Below are 16,875 nucleotides of genomic sequence, written 5' to 3'. Positions count from 1 at the left end.
TTTACTATTTCTTGGGAAGGTTAAGGCTAGGTTTCCTCGACCTTCGAAACAGGCGAAAAGTCCGCACCAAGATGACGGAAAACATGGCAGACAGATCCTTATCGAGGGCGACAGACCAGTCCGCCGTGCCGCTGTTGTCGCAGCTTCTGCCGGCGGTTGCCCTTTACACGGCCATCGTCGCCATTGCGGCTCTCTCGTTTTTTCTCCCTGGTGCGACCGATTACGTCGGGGCTGACAATGACGACGTCATGCGGCTCGTCGAGGTCAGGGATTTTCTCGGCGGCCAGAACTGGTTCGATCTCACCCAGTACCGGCTCGGTCTCGAGGGCGGCACGTTGATGCACTGGTCTCGGTTGATCGATCTGCCGATCGCGCTGCTGATCCGGCTGTTTTCGCTCTTCCTCACCCCGGACAAGGCCGAGGCGGTCGTCGTCACGATCTGGCCTCTCCTTCTGGTGCCGCTTCTGCTGCTGCCGCTTGGCCTGGCTGTCCGCCGCTTGGCCGGTGTTGCGGCCATGCATATCGCACTTGGCCTCGGCGCGCTCTTCGTCCTCGGCTGCGTCCGCTTCAAGCCCGGGTCCATCGACCATCACAACGTCCAGCTTATGCTTGTGATGTGGATCGCTGCCATGCTGGTCGATCCGCGGAGGCGGGCATCAAGTTATATTGTCGCTGCCATCGCCTGTGCACTGGCATTGGCGATTGGCGCCGAAACGACACCTTTTGTTGCCGTCGCCTGTGTGTGCGTCGCGCTTCTGTGGGTTTGGCACGGCCAGGCATTTTCCCGACCAGCCCGTTTCTTCGGCCTGTCGCTCGCGCTGTCCGTCTCGGCGGCCTTCTTCCTGACGATACCCGCGCGTGCCTATGCGGTCGTCACCTGCGACAACTTCTCGCTCGGCTTCTATACGCTTTCCGCCCTCGGAGGAGCGGCGCTGTTTCTCCTCGCGAGCCTGCCGAGGCAACCCGATCGTATCGTCCGCATCGCCCTGGCCGGCGGCACCGGCGGTCTGCTTCTTCTGACCGCACGCATCATCGCGCCGCAATGCCTTGCCGATCCGTTGAGCACGCTCGACCCGCTGTTGCTCGAGCTTTGGTTGAACGGCGTGACGGAGGCGCGCTCGTTTCTGGCCGAGGCCCAGACCGAACCGGAAATGGTGGGCGGGTTCTACGCCGTCGGGCTTTTTGCGATCGTCGTCTGCCTTGTCCGCAGCCTGAGGCGCGAAGAGACCGAACTGCATCTCGTGCTTCTCGCGCTGACCGGGGCATCATGGGGGATCGCGTTGCTGCAGGTGCGTGGCGCTTTCTTCTCCAACATGCTGGCCATCCTGCCGTTGTCGCTGCTGATCACCGATCTGCGGCGCGCCTCCGCAGCCGATCCGGAAAGTCCCAGTGCCGCCTTTGCCTATGTCAGCACGGTGCTGATGTCCGTGCCGGTGGTCTGGGCCCTGGGCGGCGTCCTTGCGGTGCATGGCTGGAAGCAGGCGGCCGACATGCGGGCGCTTTCGAGTGCCGGCATGTCCGATGGCGAAGTCGGCGAGTGCGGCGATCCGGCGGATATGGCCGTGTTGAACACATTGCCTGCGGGCGTCATAGCCGCGCCCTCGAACAGCGGGGCGGATATCCTGCGCTGGACCCCTCACAGGGTCCTGACGGCACCCTACCATCGCAACCAGAAAGGCATGCTGACCGAACTCTATATCGGTCTCGCCCAGCCGGGCGAGGCGAAGGCCTTCATGAGAGGGGCCGGCGTGACGGCGCTGGCCTTCTGCAAGACCGATCCGCAGACCGATGCGCTGATCAGGCGCAAGCCGGACGGGCTCTATGCCAATCTCGCCCGCGGCCAGGTGCCCGACTATCTGCAGCCGTTCGGACAACCGAGCCAAAGCGGCTTCCGTCTCTACAGGGTGCTGCCGGACAAGAATTGATCGTGGATGAAGTGCCTTATGCCTCGCGGCGGGCATCCAGGGCGAAAAGACCGGCGAGGAACGCAATCAGTCCGGCATTGTAGCCGAGGACGGCGATCAGAAGATTGAAAAAGGACGCCGGGCCGGGTGATACGGCGGTCGCAAGCGCAAATGTCGCGGTGATCATGACGGCAATGAAAGCGGTCGAGAACGCGGACCGCATCATGCCGACGCAAATGCCTATCGATGCAGCGGTCAGGAAAAGCACTGGGATAACTCCTCATCGGCCTTCAGTGAAACTGAGCCTATTAGCGATTTGCTAATAAATGCTTTCGTTCCAGCGTGGCAGGCATCCATGCGCCACGCGATGGCTGTGATACGACCTGATTCGGTGCCGCGTGGCCATGTTCAATGGCTCTGGTTCTTGCTAGAGGCGCCGGCATCCACAAGATATGGCGTCAATGAACAAGGCAGTTCTTCGCCTCGCCAGACCAGCCGGACATGGTAGCCCGAAACCGGGCAGGTGAGGGCGACGACCTCGCCCTCGAATTCGGCCGTTTCGCCCGTCGGCTTGCGGATGATGCCGTCACCAGATACGGCATCAAACGCTATACGGATCTCGCCGAGCACGGACATCGCTTGCTGCCTGTCCTCGAAGCGCAGCAGCAAGGGTTCACGCCGCATTGCGGACCACCGTTCCCCTTAGACGAGCCCGGTGATCGCCGCCGCCGTCGTGCCGGTTGCGAACACGCGGGTCACCCGCAACGGAAGCAGGCCGCCAGCCGGCACGTTCGAAAGTGCCAGCGTTTCGCCGGACAACATGCGGACGGACAGATGCCCGCCGGTCCCCACATAGAGCGCGCGCGTCGTCTCCGGCAGGTCTGAGCTGTCGCTGGGCGTGATCGAAAATCCGGAGGCGGCGGGGCCGGAAAGAGAGGCTTGCGTATTGGCGAAACGGTCTGGCATGGACGAGATCTCCTTGAATATCGCTTGCCGTCATTGTCGCCCTCCTCTCTCCGGCGGGGAAAATGCGAAGCTTTAAAAAAAGCGCCGCGCCGGAAGTTTCCTGCATCTCCGGAGAAGGAGATGTAGCGTGTCCGGCAAAAGAAAAGATGCAGCGTCAAATGCTTGGGCACGATCGGCCGACCGGCTCGGCTTCAACGCATCATCGAAAGAGCCGTTCGAAACGGCTTTTTTCGCGGGCGCTTCATCCCCGTTTCGGTTGCCTGGTACTGGTGAAATCGCCACGCTCTTCCTTTAGAAGAAAAGGATGACCAGTTTGCTCGACAACGATTCGCCCACGAACCTCACCGAGTTTTCGGTGTCGGAACTGTCCGGCTCGATCAAGCGCACGGTCGAGAACGCGTTCGACCACGTGCGCGTGCGCGGCGAGATCTCCGGTTATCGCGGCCAGCATTCCTCCGGCCACGCCTATTTCTCGCTGAAGGACGATCGCGCCCGGATCGACGCCGTGATCTGGAAGGGCAGCTTCCCGCGGATCAAATTCCGCCCGGAAGAGGGTATGGAAGTGATCGCCACCGGCAAGATCACGACCTTCCCTGGTTCCTCAAAATACCAGATCGTCATCGAGAACCTGGAGCCGGCGGGTGCGGGCGCGCTGATGGCGCTTCTCGAAGAACGCCGCCGGCGGCTGGGCGCCGAGGGCCTGTTCGACCAGAGCCGCAAGCAGCTTCTTCCCTTCCTGCCGCGGGTGATCGGCGTCGTGACCTCGCCGACCGGCGCGGTCATCCGCGATATCCTGCATCGCATAGCCGACCGGTTTCCGGTGCACGTCATCGTCTGGCCGGTCAAGGTGCAGGGTGAAGGATCGGGTGACGAGGTGGCGGCCGCGATTCGCGGCTTCAATGCGATGGCATTCGGTGGGCCGATCAAGCGGCCGGACGTGCTGATCGTCGCGCGTGGCGGCGGCAGTCTCGAAGACCTCTGGAGCTTCAATGACGAGGCGGTGGTGCGCGCCGCGGCGGACAGCGAGATCCCGCTGATCTCGGCCGTCGGCCACGAAACCGACTGGACGCTGATCGATCACGCCGCCGATGTCCGTGCGCCGACGCCGACGGGTGCCGCCGAAATGGCCGTGCCCGTCAAGGCGGACCTCGAAGCGCAGGTCGCCAATCTCACAGCTCGCCTTCGCAGCGCCACCAGCCGCCAGATGGACCAGAGCCGCCAGTCGGTGCGGGCGCTGGTCCGCGCGCTGCCGTCCATCGACCAGTTGCTCGCCTTGCCGCGCCGGCGTTTCGACGAGGCGGCGGCTGGTCTCGGCCGCGGGCTGGAGCGCACGACGGTGGTCAAGCGCCGCAGTTTCGAGCGGGCATCATCCGGTCTTCGGCTGGAGCTCCTGACCAGCCGTCTTGCCCAGCAGCGGCAATTGCTGGCCGACCGGCTGACGCGCAGCGACCGCTGCCTGGAGCGGCAACTGCTGAAGGAGAACAACCGCGTCGCCAAGGCCGGCGCTTCGCTTTCGGCGCTTCCTGCAAGGCTGCTCGGCCAGTTGCAGCGCGAGCGCCAGCACCTCGCGTCGATGGCCCGCCATGCGGACACGGCGATTTCGCACACGCTGATACGCAGCCGTGCGGCAATCGCCGCACAGGATCGCGTTCTGCAATCGCTCTCCTACAAGAACGTGCTGAAGCGCGGCTTTGCCGTGGTGCGCGGCGAGGACGACCGGCCGCTGACGCGCGCCGCCGGCATTGGCGAGGGGCAGGGTATCTCCGTGGAATTCGCCGACGGGCGGATTACGGCGGTGACGGGCGAGGGTGGCGATCCTGCGGTTCCGTCCGCCGTGTCGTCTCAGCCCAGGAAGCGGGCCGCCAAGTCGGAGCCGACCGGAGACGCGCCGAAACAGGGCACGCTCTTCTGATGCACGTCCTCCTGGTGCTTTCCCATCCGCTGCCGGAAAGCTTTGCGCATTCGGTTGCCCGTTTGGCGCGTGAGACCCTGGAGGCGAACGGCCACACGGTCGATCTGCTCGATCTTTATGCGGAGAATTTCGATCCGCGCCTGACGGAACGCGAACGGCGCGCTTATTTCGATGTGCCCTACGACACGTCCGAGGTAGCGGATCTGGTGGCGCGGCTGCAGAAGGCCGAGGCGCTGATATTGGTCTTCCCGCAATGGTGGTTCAACCTGCCGGCGGTGCTGAAGGGTTTCTTCGACCGGGTCTTTGCGCCGGGCGTCGCCTTCCGTCACGACAAGGCGGGCGGAAGGATCGTCCCGCTGCTCACCAACATCCGCCATTTCTGGGTCTTCACGACCACGGGTTCGCCCTGGTGGGTGGTGAAGTTCTACATGGGCGATCCCGTGCGCCGCCAACTCAAGCGCGGCATCGCGGTCTTCTGCAACAGAAAGGCCGAATTCCGCATGCTGGCGCTGCACGACATGGACCGCGCCACGGCAGACAGGCGCGGTCGGCATCTGGAGCGCGTCAAGGCCGCGCTCCAATCCTTGCGGTAGTCAGCGCACCCGCATGCCCGCCTTCTCGTCGAAATGCAGCGGCTTGTCGAATTTCTGCAGTGGAGCCTCCGGGACCGAGCCGATCGTCACGCCGAATTGCCAGTCCGGTGGGCATATAGCGATATAGCGGGCATAGCCGCCAACGCCGCCGCCGAATTTCGGATAGCCGATCGCCACCAGCGCACCCGTTTCCGGCACCTTGTCGAGGTTCGCCACGCCTTCTGCCTGCGCGAACCCGTTGTGCATCAGCCAGTATTCGCCTTCGAGGTTAGGTGTCGTATCGGTATCGAGCGGCTCGTGGCCGTGAAACAGGATCTTTCGCTCCAGATGCAGGAATTTCAATGCATCGAGGCTGACGCCGGGAAACGGCTTCGTGGTGGAAAGCGACGGATCCGGCCATTTCTTGTACCAGCCGGAGCGCACGAAGACGACCGAGCCTTCCGGGATCCTGCCGTTCTTCTTCTCGAAATCGGTGATGTCGGAGACCTGCAGGTGATAGCCGGCATCGGTCTTCACCTTGTCCTCGATATTGATGACGACGAGAGGCCGCACGGCATAGGTGGCGGGAAGTTCGTCGATCGCCGCATATTCCGGCGCCCAATGGGCCGGCGGATCGAGCTGCGTACCGAGCTGGTCGGTCGCGAGGTTGTAGGTGGATGCGGCGAAACCATGCTTCTCGTAGGTAAAGGTGTCGCCCTTCTTGGCATAGCCATCCAGATCGACACCGGCCGCAGCCTGACCGAAGGCCGATTTGCCGAAGCCCGCCCATACCGGGATATTCGGCGTGATCGTGTGGGTGAGGTCCACGTATTTGGCGCCCTTCAGGGTCTCGTTATAGACCCTCCAGAGACCGGGCTCCTGGGCGGAGACGCTGGTAACGGAGGCAATGGCGAGAAGTGTCGCGCCAAGCGGTGCAGCCAGACGCATAAGAGAAATGGGCATGCTGTTCCCTCTTTTCGGATTGTCCTGATCGGCGTGAGCCGACACATCAAGTGTGCGGGCACGACCAGTTTCCTGCCGTAGAAGAGGGAAAGTCAACTCTGCCGGGAAATCAGGAATGGACCTTGGCAGTCAGCTCGATCCCCAACGATTTCATCACTGCAATCGTCGTCTTGAGCGTCGGGTTGCCGGTGGCGCTGAAGGACCGGTAGAGCTGCTCTCGGGAAAGGCCGGTGTCCTTGGCAATCTGCATCATCCCCTTGGCGCGGGCGACCACGCCCAAGGCGTGCGCAATATAGGCCGCATCAGCCGTTTCGAAAGCTTCGGCCATAAATGCCGCAATCGCCTGATCGGAGCCCAAGTCTTCGGCTGGATCATAAGCGGTCAGTTTCTCAGCCATTACTCACTCCATTCCATCGCGAGTCGCTTTGCAGCCCTGATGTCCTTTGCCTGGCTGCTTTTGTCGCCGCCACAGAGCAGAACGATCAGGACATTGCCACGCTGCTGAAAGTAGATGCGGTAGCCCGGGCCGTGGTGAATGCGCAGTTCGCTGACACCGTCACCAACGGGAGCCGCATCACCAGCATGCCCGAAAGCGAGCCGGTCCAGGCGCGAGGCAATCAGTGCGCGAGCCCGTTCGTCCTTCAGACGCGTGCGCCATTTCAGAAACGTTTCCGTCTGCTTGAGCTCGAACACGGACCACATGTAGTTTAAAAACTACATGTGGTCAACGGATCATGAGCTTATCAGGCCCACTCGCCCTTGCGCATCACCGGCACCTTCGAGCCGTCGGCGCGCAGGCCGTCGATGTCGACCTTGTCGGAGCCGATCATCCAGTCGATGTGGATCAGGCTCGAATTGCCGCCCTGGGCCTTGATCTGGTCCTGGCTGAGCGACGCACCGTCGAGGAAGCACTTCGAATAGCACTGGCCGAGCGCGATGTGGCAGGAGGCGTTTTCATCGAACAGGGTGTTGTAGAACAGGATGCCGCTCTTGGAGATCGGGGAGGAATGCGGCACCAGCGCCACTTCGCCGAGCCGGCGGGCGCCTTCGTCGGTATCGAGCACCTTGTTCAGCACTTCCTCGCCCTTCGAAGCCTTCGCCTCGACGATCCGGCCGCCTTCGAACTTTACCTGGATATTGTCGATCAGCGTGCCCTGGTGGGAGAGCGGCTTGGTGCTGGAAACATGGCCTTCGACCTTCAGCGCATGCGGCGTGGTGAAGACTTCTTCCGTCGGGATGTTCGGGTTGCAGGTAATGCCGTTCTTGGCCGTCGAGGCGCCGCCATGCCATTCGTGGCCGTCGGCAAGCCCGACCGTCAGGTCGGTGCCCGGGCCGGTAAAGTGGAGCGCCGAAAAGCGCTCGCCATTCAGCCATGTCGAGCGCTTCTTGAGATTTCCGTTGTGTTCGGCCCAGGCCGCGATCGGATCGGCGAGATCGACGCGTGAGGCGGCGAAGATCGCGTCCGCCAGCTTGCCGACCGCGACGTCTTCCGGAACGTCCGGGAATACCTGGCGCGCCCAGGAGGGGTTGGGGTAGGAAACGATGTTCCAGTTGATGTCGAAATTGGCGATCTTTTCGAGCGCCGGCTTATAGGCCATGGAATTGGCCTTGTTGGCGCGCGCCACCTTGGACGGGTCTTGTCCCGAGAGCATCATCGGATTGTCGCCGGAGATGGCAAGCCGCGCGGCACCGTTGGCATAAGCCTTGGCCATGCCGTCGTAAAGCCAATCGGACGCCTTGTCGAAGCTTGCATCGGACGCGTATTCGTAGCGCGCGAGCGTCGTCTCCTCGTCGGAATAAAAGGTCGACACGATGCCGGCGCCGGCGATATAGGCGTGTTTGGTGAGGAGCCGCACGAGCGGCAGAGCGGCGATCGGTGCCGTAATCACCAGATCCTGGCCCTTCTCGAGGCGCAAGCCCACCTTGATGGCGACTTCCGCCAGCTTCTCGAGCTTTTGAGGATCGACGACAGTTTGAAAATTCGGCACGATTGTCATGTTAGACCTCACCTGATTTCTGTGATCGAAGAGACTTAAAGAGGTTTGGGGCAAAATTGAAGCTGAGGGATAGATGTTCATGAAAACCGTCTGGCTGTGCGCCGCTCTCTCGGCCGCCTCGGCTTCTCCCGCTCTCTCGGCCGACTTTGCGGCCACCATGTTCGATCATCAGGTGGCCATCGCATCCGATGACGATCAGGAGAAACTGACGATCGACGGCCGGCAAGTCCATTCCAACCGGTTCCTGCTGATCGACAATATAGGTCTGGTCGCAGGTGTGCCGTTCGTCGTGGTGGTGAGTTCGGACGGTGGCAACGCCTGCCCAGGCTCGCCTCTTGTCGTGTCGTTCCCGCAGGGGGAAGAGCCGCGGGTCGATGAGCCGATAGACGATTGCCGCGGCGCCGCCTCGATCACCGCGGAAGACGGCCATCTTCTGCTTGCGACGCAGGCGGTTGCCGGCCAGCCGAGCCTGCGCTGGACCTGGACGCCCGAAAAAGGCTTCGCCGAGGCCGGCAAGGTGGCCTTCCAGCCGAACGCCACGATGGGGTGGGATGACATGAAGAAGGCGGGGCATCCGTCCGACCTCCTCGGCATCGGGCCGATTGCCGAGGCGGCAAATGTAATGCTCGGCGAACATAGGCAGGAGTTCGAGCGTTCCATCACCGGGCCTGGCAGCGGTGCGTTCAGAAACGGCTTCTATATCGGCGAGGCCTGCACGCCGCATATGTGCACCGAGGCGGAGGCACTGATCGCCGCGGATATTTCGGCGCGAAAGCTCTACCTCGCCTGGAAGCCTGCGGGTAAGAAGATCATCCTGCGTCCAGCGGTCCGCAGATGGCCAGCACCGGCGCTCGCCGCTCTCAAACAATGGTCGGCAAAGTGGCCGTGACGATGGGACAATGCCCGCTCAGCGAAACAGCGCCGCTTTGAGCGCGGAGATGTTGCTGGCATGAACCTCCTCGTAGGGCGCGAAATAGAGCACGGCGCCCGAGGCGATTTCCTCCGAGACGAATGATTTCAAGGAGGGGTCGATATCCTGACCTGCGGCGATTGCGCCCGCCATGTGGCGCAGATAGGCGCGGTTGGCACCGATGAGGTCCGGCCCATAACCGCCCGACGCAATCCGCTCCGCATCGCCGTGCGCCGGCAGGATTTTTGCGATCGGCCAGGAGGCCATCCGGGCGAGCTCCGCGATATGCGTGCCGATTTCGGCGGCCTCCGAAATATAGGTGGCGGTGTCTTCCAGCGTGTCGCCCGCAAGCAGAAGCCGTTCGTCCGGCATCCAGACCACGTTGCCGTCGGCGCTATGGATGGCGAAATGGTGGAGTTCGATCCGGCGTGTGCCGACCGTCAGGTCCAACCGGCGGTCGAACAGGGTGGTCGGCAAAACGAGGGGTGAGATCGGCGGGTTGGCGCTTTCGATCTTCTCCCGGTTTTCTTTCAGCTTCTCGGCCGTCAGCGTCAGCGCGATGATTTCGCAATCGGCAAAGATGGCGTTTCCAGCAATATGATCCTTGTGCCAGTGGCTGAGCACGACGCGGATCTTGGTAACGCCGAGCCCCTCCAGATGGGTGCGGATCGCCTTGGCGTGGTCGAGCGAGATATGCGTGTCATAGACCAGCGCCTCGCCCTGATCGACGATCGCATAGGACGCGACGCCGAGCGAATAGGCGCCGTCATCCAGCCAGTTCGCGGTTTTCGCATGCAGCCGTTTGCCAGGCACCCGGCCGTCGTAATAGGCAAAGATCCCCGGATAAGGCTCGAGAATTCGAAGGGTCGAGGTCTTTTCACTCATGATCGCATTCACGCCACCAGCGGCGCAGCGACCGCCTTCAGGGCATCGCGGGCTGCCTTCGGGTCCAGTCGCACCTGCAATCCGCGCTGGCCGCCATTGATGAAGACATGCGGCTCGTCGAGCGCGGTGATCTCGATCGCGGTCGGCACGAGCTTCTTCTGACCGAAGGGGCTGATGCCGCCGACATGATAGCCGGTCGCCCGTTCCGCATCGGCGGGCTTCATCATGCTCGCAGATTTGCCACCGAATGCGGCCGCGAGCTTCTTCATAGAAACCTCGTGGTCCGACGGCACCACGACGCAGACCGCCCTGCCGTCCACCTCCGCCATCAGCGTTTTCAAGACGCGACGCGGCTCCTCGCCGATCGCCTCCGCCGCCTGCATCCCGATCCGGTCCGCATTCGGATCGTATTCATAGGTGACAGTGGCGAAGGCGACGCCTGCCTTTTCGAGCATCTGGGTAGCGCGGGTTGCCTTGGACATGGATGAATCCTGGTTTCAGATACCGGCGAATGCCTCTTCATAAACCTCCGGCTTGAAACCGACGATAAGCTTCCCGTCCGCTTCCAGCACCGGCCGCTTGATCATCGAAGGCTGGGCAAGCATCAGGGTGATCGCCTTCTCGCGATCGAGGTCCGTCTTGTCTGCTTCATCGATTTTCTTGAACGTGGTGCCGGCTCGGTTGAGCACGATCTCCCAGCCGGCCCTGTCCGTCCAGGTATCTAGATGAGCACGGTCGATGCCCTCGGCCTTGTAGTCGTGAAAAGTGTAAGCGACGCCCTTGCGGTCGAGCCAGTCGCGCGCCTTCTTCATCGTGTCGCAGTTCTTGATGCCGTAGATCGTGATTGCCATCGAAGCCTCTTCATTTCGGCTCGACCGATACCAAGGGCACCCCTTGCCGTGCAAGCCTTTCGGCGTGGTTAACCGTTGTTATGTGACAGTTGCATGGCTCCCCTGTTTCGTTGTGCATTGCACAAGAACAGCACAGGCATCATATTTTAGCAGAACGAAAAAGGAGAGTTTCACATGTCCGTACAGAAGAAAATCCGTGGCAGCGCCATTGGCCGCGCCTTCGCAGTTATGAGCGCCGCAATCTCGGTTTCGGCCGCCGTGGAAAACCATCGCCGCCCGAGCCACCGCGACCTGACCACCCTCGGTATCGACCCGAAGGCTTTCGATCGTCTCGGCTAATCAGTCTTTCCCTGCCCTGTTTGGCGGGGAAGGGGCTTTGCATCTCAGCCTTAAGTATAAGACTTTTCGGAGTACCCGCGGAAACTGTCCGTTAACCATGGCATCCTATATTCCCCTAATATTCCGGGAGGTATGGATTTGGTCGGGCAGGTTGTCAGGGAAGAAGCGCCGTCGGGGCCTATGCCTGTCGACGGCGAAATATTGAAGCGGTCCGTAGCAAAACTGGCGAACGAGGCTTCCGCGCTCGGCCTTCATCTGGTCGATATTGCCGGTGCCATCCAGGATACGGCGGCGCAATCTTCCGCACACGCCACATTGCTTGGCCGCCTGACGCAGTCCGCTCAATCGATCGCGGACGCCAACGGCCACGTTGCCCGCTCCCTCCAGGAATCCGACAAGCTGACTGCGAACGCGCGCAAGGTGCTCGGCGAGCAGGCCGAACAGCTTTCCGGCTCGATCACCGCGATCGATCACATGGTGCATGCGTCCCAGGAAATCGGCGCCGAGATCAAGCTGTTTTCCACGGCGCTCGGAGACGTTGGACGTTTGGCGGATGCGATCGGCATGATCGCCCGGCAGACGAACCTTCTGGCATTGAATGCCGCAATCGAAGCGGCGCGTGCGGGCGAAGCCGGCAAGGGTTTTGCCGTGGTTGCCGCGGAGGTACGGGCGCTGTCGCTGCAAACCTCCCAGACCACCAGTTCGATCCAGGCCACGCTCGATCAGTTGAACAGCCGCATCGACAAGCTGGTAATGGCCGGCGAAGGTGCCAGCCAGTCGGCCGAGGGCGTCAAGACGACCGCGATGAAGGTTCAGGGCTCGTTCAAGGGCGTCGAAGGCGTCATGACTCAGATCCTCGACAAGGCGTCCTCGCTCGCCGGAACGACGGAAACGGTCGACAGGCAATGCGGCGAATTTGCCTCGTCGATTGCTTCCGCGGCAAGCGCGATCCTGAAATCCAATGATCAGTTGCAGCAGACCTCGTCCCGCGTCGGAGAGGTGGTGACGATTTCCGAACGGATGATCCAGACGACGGCGAGTGCCGGCATAGAGACCCCGGACACGCCCCATATCCGTGCGGTCATGGCCTATGCCGCCGAGGTTTCGTCCGCCTTCGAGGCAGGCGTAAAATCCGGTCGCGTCGATCTTGGCGCATTGTTCGACCGGCAATATGTTGCGATCCCCGGTAGCGACCCTGTCCAGTACATGACGCGCTTTACGGAATTCACCGATACCGTGCTGCCGCCTATCCAGGAACGGGCGGCAGAAAGCGATGCGCGGGTCGCGTTCTGCGCCGCAATAGATGAAAACGGCTACCTGCCGACCCACAATCGAAAATTCTCGCAGCGCCAGCGTCCGGGCGACGTGACCTGGAATACCGCCAACTGCCGCAACCGACGCATCTTCAACGACCGCGTGGGCTTGGCGGCAGGCCGCAACAAGGAGCCTTTCCTGCTGCAGACCTACCGCCGCGACATGGGCGGCGGTGAGTTCGTGCTGATGAAGGACATTTCCGCCCCGATCACCGTCAACGGGCGCCATTGGGGCGGTCTGCGTCTCGCTATCAAAGTCTGATATCGGGAGGCGGCGTCGGTCATCCCGCGTAGGCCGCGTCCAGCTCGGCAATATGGATCTTCTTCATCGAGAACATCGCCTGCATGACGCGATGGGCGCGGGCGCTGTCGCTATCCGTCAGCATTTTCGGCATCCTGGTGTAAGTGACCTGCCAGACCAGCCCGAAACGATCCGTCAGCCAGCCGCACGGCTGTTGCTGGCCACCCTCGACGAGCTTGTCGTAATAGTGGTCGATCTCGTCCTGCGTCTCGCAATGGACAAGGAAGGATACCGTGCCGTTGAACTTCGCCCAGGGTCCGCCGTTGATCGCCGCGAAATTCTGGCCCTCGAGCTCGAAGCCCATCGCCATCACCGAACCCTTGAGTCCGGGACCGGCATCGCCATAACGCGAGACATCGGTGATCTTCGAGTTCTCGAATACCGAGATGTAGAAATTGACGGCTTCTTCCGCGTTGTTGTTGAACCAGAGATGTGGGACGATCCTCTGCTTCTGGATGGCCATTGTTCTCTCCTTAAATGGGCGACCGTCCATAGGACGCTCAGGCGTCCGCCGATCCGACACGCCTGGCAAAGTTCTTTCAGATCATCATGCGCAGCTGTTCCGGCCGCGTCGGATAGGCAGGAGCATTCGGATCGAAGCTCCATCTTCCGAATTCCTCGTGCCGGGTTTCGCCGTAATGGCTGTAGACCAGCATGAACTCGCCGGCGATCCAGGCATAATTCCGCTCGATGGGCATGGGTTCTATGCGCCCGCAGCCATAGATCAGCGTGACATGCGGCGTAGTGTCCGCCATCCAGCAGTTCGGAAGGTTGTGACGGGTGAGCGCGCGGCGCAGCATCTGCGCGAACTGGACGACCAAAGGATTGCCCAAGGCGCGGTAGAGGGCAAGATGACGCTTGCCTCCGAACAGGGCGCTGCTGTCGAGCGTGATCGGGACAGGTCTCGCCTGGAGACTGGCTGCGACCAGTTTGGCGGCCTCGATAAGCGACATGGGCGGCTCTTCGAACTGTTCCATGCAGAGCAGGCTCATGTGGAGAAGATCGGCGGGATAGGCATCGCGGGTATTCTCGTTCGTCGCGTGGATCATTGCGTCGCCATGCATGACCAGACCGAGGGGAGCGGACGGCTTGAGCACGAACATGAGCTTGCTCCTGCGCCGGGCAGGCGGGGGCGGTTTTGAAAGCCAGCCTTCGCCAAAGGGGAGCGAAGGCTGGCCAGCGTGCTTGCGCAAGCTCATCTTGCTACCGTCATAGTAATGCGACCTCATGCCGTTGCGTGAAACCTAGCGGGACTCCTTGGAAGAGTAAAGAACAAACAAGGAACAATTGCAATCATGGTTAATCGCAAGCCGGAAGTCCGAACGTTCGGAGCCCATGTCGGCGAGCATGTTTTCCGACACTTCAAGCCTGGAAAGACAGCGCATCGTCGTATTCGCAGATACCCGTCGCACCAGCCGGCAGGATCCAGCCTTCGCCGCCGCCAGTCGCATGCTTTTCCAGCCAATGCCTGCGCTCCGCTCATGGGGAAAATTTGAGAAGCGGCCAAGGAGCTTGAACCGACAGTTCTGTGAGAACATAGCCCTGCAGGCAAGAAACGGGTTGAATCCTCGGGCTCAAGGCACGATTTTAAGGTCAATCCAAATGCGGAGGTTTCCTCATGACAACGCATCAATACCTGATTTTTGAAACAGCAGGCGGCTTCTGCGGCATCGCCTGGAACGAGGTCGGTATCACGCGTTTCCAGCTCCCGACCAGGAGCGGGGATTCGACCGAAAAGCTGCTGCTGCGACGGCTGCCAAAGGCCGAGCCGGGTACCCCGCCGGCCGATGTTCTGGAGGCTGTCGATGCCGTGAAGCGTTATTTTGCAGGCGAAGAAGTCGATTTCTCGAAGGTCAAACTCGATCTCGAAGAGCAGGATGATTTTTTCAAGCAGATCTATGCAGCGGCCCGCCGGATCGGCTGGGGGCATACGACGACCTATGGCGCGATCGCCAAGCAGCTCGGCGCCGGTCCTGAGGTGGCTCGCGATGTCGGCCAGGCGATGGCGAAAAACCCCGTGGCGCTGATCATTCCATGCCACCGCGTGCTTGCCGCCGGTGGCAAGATCGGTGGGTTCTCGGCTCCGGGCGGCTCGACCTCTAAGACCCGCATGCTGGAACTCGAAGGCGTGCGCCTGACACCGCCGGAGCCGGCACAGCAATCCCTCGGGTTCTGAAACATTCGTCCACGCTCCTCTATCGCCAACCACCTGCTCGCTTGGGTCAGACGGCCGGCAAGCCTGGATCGACGCCGGTCATGGCGATGGAGACGTCCCAGAGCCGCTTCGAAAGCGCGGGATTTTCGGCATGCGGCGCGCGCCTTGCTTCGCCGGCTACACCGCGGATTCCGCCAAAGCCGGTGGGACCATAATAGCCTCCGGGCTTCACCTTGCCGGTCGCAGCCAGAAGTGCCGGCCACGCGCCCTTGTCGGCGCTATTGAGCAACAGGCCGACGATTGGGCCTACGATCCGGATCAGCCCCATGTGACGGCCAAGACTTGTACTGGCGATGCCAGGGTGGATGCCGATCGCTGTGACGGGTGACTTCGCCGCGCGCAGGCGACGATCCAGTTCGAAGAAGAACAGCGCGTTCGCCAGCTTGCTGGCGCCGTAGCGATCGGTCTTGACGTAGCTCTTGTCGGCGTTGAGATCGTCCCAGTCGATCTTGGCCTTCAGATGCGCGACGCTCGAGGTCACGACCACCCGCGCTCCCGGCGTCTCCGCCAGCTTCGGCAGGAGCAGCGAGGTGAGCGCGAACACGCCGAGATGATTGATGCCGAACTGCGATTCGAATCCCTGCTTCGTGCGCGTCAGCGGCGGGTTCATGATCCCGGCATTGTTGATGAGCGCATCGATCCGAGGCTCCCTCGCGGCGATCTCGGCTGCGGTGCGAACGCTGTCGAGGTCACCGAGGTCCAGCGGCAACCAGACGAGATCGGCGTTCGGCGTGATCCGCTTGATCCGCGCGATGGCATCCTGCGCCCTGGCCTGCTCGCGGCAGCCAAGCAGGACGCGCGCGCCCCTGGCGGCAAGCACCCGCGCGATTTCGAATCCTACGCCGGCATTGGCGCCTGTGACTATGAAGCTTTTTCCCGCCTGTTGGGGGACGTTGGCTTCGGTGAAACCCTTGCTGTTAAACATTTTCGATCCTTCATATGAGTGATTACATACTCATTTATTGGTTAAAATTCAGGCGGCGGACCCGTTCCAGAACAGGTCGAATCCGGCCTGCCGGATGGCGTCACTTTCCTGAGGCTTGGCTGTGACCGCGTTGATGCTGATGTCGGCCAGGTCGAAGAGAATGGTATCGATGTAAAAGGCGATCCTGTCAGGCGCGGCATGGCCGGCGAGACACTCCTCCACCATCGTCCGCGCATCCCGCAGCATGGCGTGGCACCGGTTCCGGCTTTCCGCCGTGACGCGATCCGACACCTTCAATTGGCGAAGGGCCTTGCGCTCTATGGCGTGGGCCAGTCCCCAGTCAATCAGACGGTTCCAGACCGCGAATAGTCGGTCTTTGGCGGAGGCGCCCGCCGGATAGGGCGCCAGCATCGTCTCTGTAAGATCGGCCTCGATCTCGAGAAAGAGCTGGTTGAGCAGATCGTCCTTGGTTGGAAAGTAAGTGAAAAGCGTTCCTTCAGACACGCCAGCAGCCTTTGCGATCTTGGCCGTGGATGCGCCTGTGCCAAGGTTCGCGACGAGCTCGGCCGCTGCATCGAGCAGTGCCTGTCGTTTTTCTTCACTGAGGGGACGTGCCATATTTCCGTGCAACGATATTGAGTGAGTGGATACTCAATTATGTAGAGGATGGTATGATATTCGTCAAGGGACGCGGCCCGCATCTTCGAGGCTCACGACTCCCAAGCAGGAATGTCCGCTAATCTCCATGGGCGTCGCTCCGAAGCGGACCGAGCACAAAGTCTCCCAAGCGGACATTATTCGGTATCTGTCGAGACGTGTAGA

The 16,875-nt window shown here is 61.6% G+C and carries 22 protein-coding genes; 8 read left to right on the top strand and 14 right to left on the bottom strand.

The annotated features are described in order from the left end of the window. The first annotated feature begins 83 nt into the window (after nt 1-83). Complete coding sequence (locus ACZ9EJ_RS16885; RefSeq protein ID WP_251090423.1) at nt 84-1,925, top strand: hypothetical protein; 1,842 nt, start codon at nt 84-86, stop codon at nt 1,923-1,925. Nucleotides 1,926-1,941: 16 nt separating this feature from the next. Here ACZ9EJ_RS16885 and ACZ9EJ_RS16880 read toward each other — a convergent pair whose 3' ends face one another. The 3 genes from ACZ9EJ_RS16880 to ACZ9EJ_RS16870 form a co-directional block, all read right to left on the bottom strand. Further along, nucleotides 1,942-2,172 (bottom strand): hypothetical protein, encoded by a 231-nt coding sequence (locus ACZ9EJ_RS16880; RefSeq protein WP_046627791.1) that lies wholly within the window; start codon nt 2,170-2,172, stop codon nt 1,942-1,944. A 140-nt stretch (nt 2,173-2,312) separates the two neighbouring features. Next, a complete protein-coding gene (locus ACZ9EJ_RS16875; RefSeq protein ID WP_046639718.1) occupies nt 2,313-2,588 on the bottom strand; it encodes a hypothetical protein in 276 nt (91 codons plus the stop codon). 18 nt (nt 2,589-2,606) lie between these two features. Continuing rightward, nucleotides 2,607-2,870 (bottom strand): spike base protein, RCAP_Rcc01079 family, encoded by a 264-nt coding sequence (locus ACZ9EJ_RS16870; RefSeq protein ID WP_046639719.1) that lies wholly within the window; start codon nt 2,868-2,870, stop codon nt 2,607-2,609. 127 nt (nt 2,871-2,997) lie between these two features. Here ACZ9EJ_RS16870 and ACZ9EJ_RS16865 point away from each other — a divergent pair, with 127 nt between their 5' ends. Genes ACZ9EJ_RS16865 through ACZ9EJ_RS16855 form a run of 3 tightly spaced genes read left to right on the top strand, consistent with a single transcriptional unit; the run spans nt 2,998 to nt 5,375 of the window. After that, nucleotides 2,998-3,165 carry a hypothetical protein gene (locus ACZ9EJ_RS16865; protein ID WP_255742833.1) on the top strand — a complete coding sequence of 56 codons (168 nt, stop codon included), beginning with the start codon at nt 2,998-3,000 and terminating at the stop codon, nt 3,163-3,165. A 9-nt stretch (nt 3,166-3,174) separates the two neighbouring features. Then, entirely contained in the window at nt 3,175-4,782 is a 1,608-nt protein-coding gene (xseA, locus tag ACZ9EJ_RS16860) for an exodeoxyribonuclease VII large subunit (RefSeq protein ID WP_046639720.1), read from the top strand. Then, nucleotides 4,782-5,375, top strand: coding sequence for an NAD(P)H-dependent oxidoreductase (locus tag ACZ9EJ_RS16855; RefSeq protein ID WP_046639721.1), 594 nt, complete (start codon nt 4,782-4,784; stop codon nt 5,373-5,375). The genes xseA and ACZ9EJ_RS16855 overlap by 1 nt, the downstream gene beginning before the upstream one ends. On the opposite strand, the gene ACZ9EJ_RS16850 is transcribed toward ACZ9EJ_RS16855, so the two are convergent. The 4 genes from ACZ9EJ_RS16850 to ACZ9EJ_RS16835 form a co-directional block, all read right to left on the bottom strand. Beyond that, the gene (locus ACZ9EJ_RS16850) at nt 5,376-6,317 is read right to left on the bottom strand and encodes a cyclase family protein (protein ID WP_046639722.1); all 942 of its coding nucleotides are present in this window, start codon (nt 6,315-6,317) and stop codon (nt 5,376-5,378) included. Nucleotides 6,318-6,426: 109 nt separating this feature from the next. After that, the gene (locus ACZ9EJ_RS16845; protein WP_046639723.1) at nt 6,427-6,714 is read right to left on the bottom strand and encodes an addiction module antidote protein; all 288 of its coding nucleotides are present in this window, start codon (nt 6,712-6,714) and stop codon (nt 6,427-6,429) included. Beyond that, nucleotides 6,714-7,010: a type II toxin-antitoxin system RelE/ParE family toxin gene (locus ACZ9EJ_RS16840; RefSeq protein ID WP_046628511.1), complete on the bottom strand. Its 297-nt coding sequence runs from the start codon at nt 7,008-7,010 to the stop codon at nt 6,714-6,716. Before ACZ9EJ_RS16840 ends, ACZ9EJ_RS16845 begins: the two co-directional genes overlap by 1 nt. A 50-nt stretch (nt 7,011-7,060) precedes the next feature. Beyond that, nucleotides 7,061-8,314: an aminopeptidase gene (locus ACZ9EJ_RS16835; protein ID WP_046639724.1), complete on the bottom strand. Its 1,254-nt coding sequence runs from the start codon at nt 8,312-8,314 to the stop codon at nt 7,061-7,063. 79 nt (nt 8,315-8,393) lie between these two features. On the opposite strand from ACZ9EJ_RS16835, the gene ACZ9EJ_RS16830 reads away from it, so the two are divergent. Beyond that, nucleotides 8,394-9,203 (top strand): hypothetical protein, encoded by an 810-nt coding sequence (locus ACZ9EJ_RS16830; protein ID WP_251090422.1) that lies wholly within the window; start codon nt 8,394-8,396, stop codon nt 9,201-9,203. Between the two features lie 18 nt (nt 9,204-9,221). On the opposite strand, the gene ACZ9EJ_RS16825 is transcribed toward ACZ9EJ_RS16830, so the two are convergent. Genes ACZ9EJ_RS16825 through ACZ9EJ_RS16815 form a run of 3 tightly spaced genes read right to left on the bottom strand, consistent with a single transcriptional unit; the run spans nt 9,222 to nt 10,960 of the window. Beyond that, nucleotides 9,222-10,109 carry an MBL fold metallo-hydrolase gene (locus ACZ9EJ_RS16825; protein WP_046639839.1) on the bottom strand — a complete coding sequence of 296 codons (888 nt, stop codon included), beginning with the start codon at nt 10,107-10,109 and terminating at the stop codon, nt 9,222-9,224. Nucleotides 10,110-10,117: 8 nt separating this feature from the next. Next, on the bottom strand, nt 10,118-10,591 hold the full coding sequence (gene ybaK, locus ACZ9EJ_RS16820; protein ID WP_046627812.1) for a Cys-tRNA(Pro) deacylase: 474 nt from the start codon (nt 10,589-10,591) through the stop codon (nt 10,118-10,120). A gap of 15 nt (nt 10,592-10,606) precedes the next feature. Continuing rightward, nucleotides 10,607-10,960: an ArsC family reductase gene (locus ACZ9EJ_RS16815; protein ID WP_046627815.1), complete on the bottom strand. Its 354-nt coding sequence runs from the start codon at nt 10,958-10,960 to the stop codon at nt 10,607-10,609. A 174-nt stretch (nt 10,961-11,134) separates the two neighbouring features. Between ACZ9EJ_RS16815 and ACZ9EJ_RS16810 the strand changes: the two genes are divergently transcribed. After that, entirely contained in the window at nt 11,135-11,299 is a 165-nt protein-coding gene (locus ACZ9EJ_RS16810) for a hypothetical protein (RefSeq protein WP_251090421.1), read from the top strand. A 132-nt stretch (nt 11,300-11,431) separates the two neighbouring features. Continuing rightward, entirely contained in the window at nt 11,432-12,874 is a 1,443-nt protein-coding gene (locus ACZ9EJ_RS16805) for a methyl-accepting chemotaxis protein (RefSeq protein ID WP_046639726.1), read from the top strand. Between the two features lie 19 nt (nt 12,875-12,893). On the opposite strand, the gene ACZ9EJ_RS16800 is transcribed toward ACZ9EJ_RS16805, so the two are convergent. Both ACZ9EJ_RS16800 and ACZ9EJ_RS16795 read right to left on the bottom strand, forming a co-directional pair. Further along, nucleotides 12,894-13,376, bottom strand: coding sequence for a VOC family protein (locus tag ACZ9EJ_RS16800; RefSeq protein WP_046639727.1), 483 nt, complete (start codon nt 13,374-13,376; stop codon nt 12,894-12,896). Nucleotides 13,377-13,452: 76 nt separating this feature from the next. Further along, nucleotides 13,453-14,016, bottom strand: a complete 564-nt coding sequence (locus ACZ9EJ_RS16795) for a 2'-5' RNA ligase family protein (protein ID WP_052764553.1) — start codon at nt 14,014-14,016, stop codon at nt 13,453-13,455. Between the two features lie 515 nt (nt 14,017-14,531). Between ACZ9EJ_RS16795 and ACZ9EJ_RS16790 the strand changes: the two genes are divergently transcribed. Then, complete coding sequence (locus ACZ9EJ_RS16790; RefSeq protein WP_046639728.1) at nt 14,532-15,089, top strand: methylated-DNA--[protein]-cysteine S-methyltransferase; 558 nt, start codon at nt 14,532-14,534, stop codon at nt 15,087-15,089. Nucleotides 15,090-15,135: 46 nt separating this feature from the next. Here ACZ9EJ_RS16790 and ACZ9EJ_RS16785 read toward each other — a convergent pair whose 3' ends face one another. Together ACZ9EJ_RS16785 and ACZ9EJ_RS16780 are read right to left on the bottom strand one after the other, a co-directional pair. Beyond that, nucleotides 15,136-16,053 (bottom strand): oxidoreductase, encoded by a 918-nt coding sequence (locus ACZ9EJ_RS16785; protein ID WP_046639729.1) that lies wholly within the window; start codon nt 16,051-16,053, stop codon nt 15,136-15,138. A gap of 48 nt (nt 16,054-16,101) precedes the next feature. Then, nucleotides 16,102-16,671: a TetR/AcrR family transcriptional regulator gene (locus tag ACZ9EJ_RS16780; protein WP_046639730.1), complete on the bottom strand. Its 570-nt coding sequence runs from the start codon at nt 16,669-16,671 to the stop codon at nt 16,102-16,104. Nucleotides 16,672-16,875: the final 204 nt, after the last annotated feature.

The organism is Neorhizobium sp. USDA 3394 (genome assembly GCF_056280385.1).
This window is presented reverse-complemented; position numbering and strand designations above follow the sequence as displayed.